General features: G+C 58.2%; 1 rRNA gene. It reads left to right on the top strand.

Annotated features, from left to right (window positions below):
- Nucleotides 1-211: 211 nt before the first annotated feature.
- Nucleotides 212-1742 (top strand): 16S ribosomal RNA (locus AB2L28_RS20735).
- The last annotated feature ends 72 nt before the right edge of the window (nucleotides 1743-1814 follow it).

Raw genomic sequence — 1814 nt, 5'->3', positions numbered from 1 at the left:
GTGCGTCCGGTTCTTGAGAACTCAACAGTGCGCTAGAAATATGTTGATGCCAATGCATTAACCCCCAATGACCGCCGGGCCTGAGTGTCTGGTGGTTGGGGTTCCTTTGGGATCTACCCCTGGTCTGGCTTGCCAGCTCGGATCAGGGTTTGGAGTCCAAGGTCAACTATGAAGTGAAATGATCTAGGTGGCCTGTGGTCATCGAGGTTTTTCGACGGAGAGTTTGATCCTGGCTCAGGACGAACGCTGGCGGCGTGCTTAACACATGCAAGTCGAACGGTGATCCCTCTTCGGGGGGTGATCAGTGGCGAACGGGTGAGTAACACGTGAGCAACCTGCCCCTGGCTCTGGGACAACCACTGGAAACGGTGGCTAATACCGGATACGACCCGCGCAGGCATCTGTTGTGGGTGGAAAGTTTTTCGGCTGGGGATGGGCTCGCGGCCTATCAGCTTGTTGGTGGGGTGATGGCTCACCAAGGCGACGACGGGTAGCCGGCCTGAGAGGGCGACCGGCCACACTGGGACTGAGACACGGCCCAGACTCCTACGGGAGGCAGCAGTGGGGAATATTGCACAATGGGCGCAAGCCTGATGCAGCGACGCCGCGTGAGGGATGACGGCCTTCGGGTTGTAAACCTCTTTCAGCTCCGAAGAAGCCGCGCTTTGTGGTGTGGTGACGGTAGGAGCAGAAGAAGCACCGGCTAACTACGTGCCAGCAGCCGCGGTAATACGTAGGGTGCAAGCGTTGTCCGGAATTATTGGGCGTAAAGAGCTCGTAGGCGGTGTGTCGCGTCTGCTGTGAAAACTCAGGGCTCAACTCTGAGCTTGCAGTGGGTACGGGCACACTTGAGTGCTGTAGGGGAGACTGGAATTCCTGGTGTAGCGGTGAAATGCGCAGATATCAGGAGGAACACCGGTGGCGAAGGCGGGTCTCTGGGCAGTTACTGACGCTGAGGAGCGAAAGCATGGGGAGCGAACAGGATTAGATACCCTGGTAGTCCATGCCGTAAACGTTGGGCGCTAGGTGTGGGGTCCATTCCACGGATTCCGTGCCGCAGCTAACGCATTAAGCGCCCCGCCTGGGGAGTACGGCCGCAAGGCTAAAACTCAAAGGAATTGACGGGGGCCCGCACAAGCGGCGGAGCATGCGGATTAATTCGATGCAACGCGAAGAACCTTACCAAGGCTTGACATGCGCGGTGGAATCCCAGAGATGGGGTGTCATTTAGTTGGTCGCGTACAGGTGGTGCATGGTTGTCGTCAGCTCGTGTCGTGAGATGTTGGGTTAAGTCCCGCAACGAGCGCAACCCTCGTTCCATGTTGCCAGCACTTCGGGTGGGGACTCATGGGAGACTGCCGGGGTCAACTCGGAGGAAGGTGGGGATGACGTCAAATCATCATGCCCCTTATGTCTTGGGCTTCACGCATGCTACAATGGCCAGTACAGAGGGCTGCGATACCGTGAGGTGGAGCGAATCCCAAAAAGCTGGTCTCAGTTCGGATCGGGGTCTGCAACTCGACCCCGTGAAGTCGGAGTCGCTAGTAATCGCAGATCAGCAACGCTGCGGTGAATACGTTCCCGGGCCTTGTACACACCGCCCGTCACGTCATGAAAGTCGGTAACACCCGAAGCCGGTGGCCCAACCCTTGTGGGGGGAGCTGTCGAAGGTGGGACTGGCGATTGGGACGAAGTCGTAACAAGGTAGCCGTACCGGAAGGTGCGGCTGGATCACCTCCTTTCTAAGGAGCATCAACCACACTCCGTACAGCCGTGGCTGGTCTTCGTACCGGTCGTGGGTGGGGTGTGGGTGG

The organism is Kineococcus mangrovi, from assembly GCF_041320705.1.
Classification (GTDB): domain Bacteria; phylum Actinomycetota; class Actinomycetes; order Actinomycetales; family Kineococcaceae; genus Kineococcus; species Kineococcus mangrovi.
Note: the sequence above shows the minus strand (reverse complement) of the source record. Positions and strands in the feature narration are given on the sequence as shown.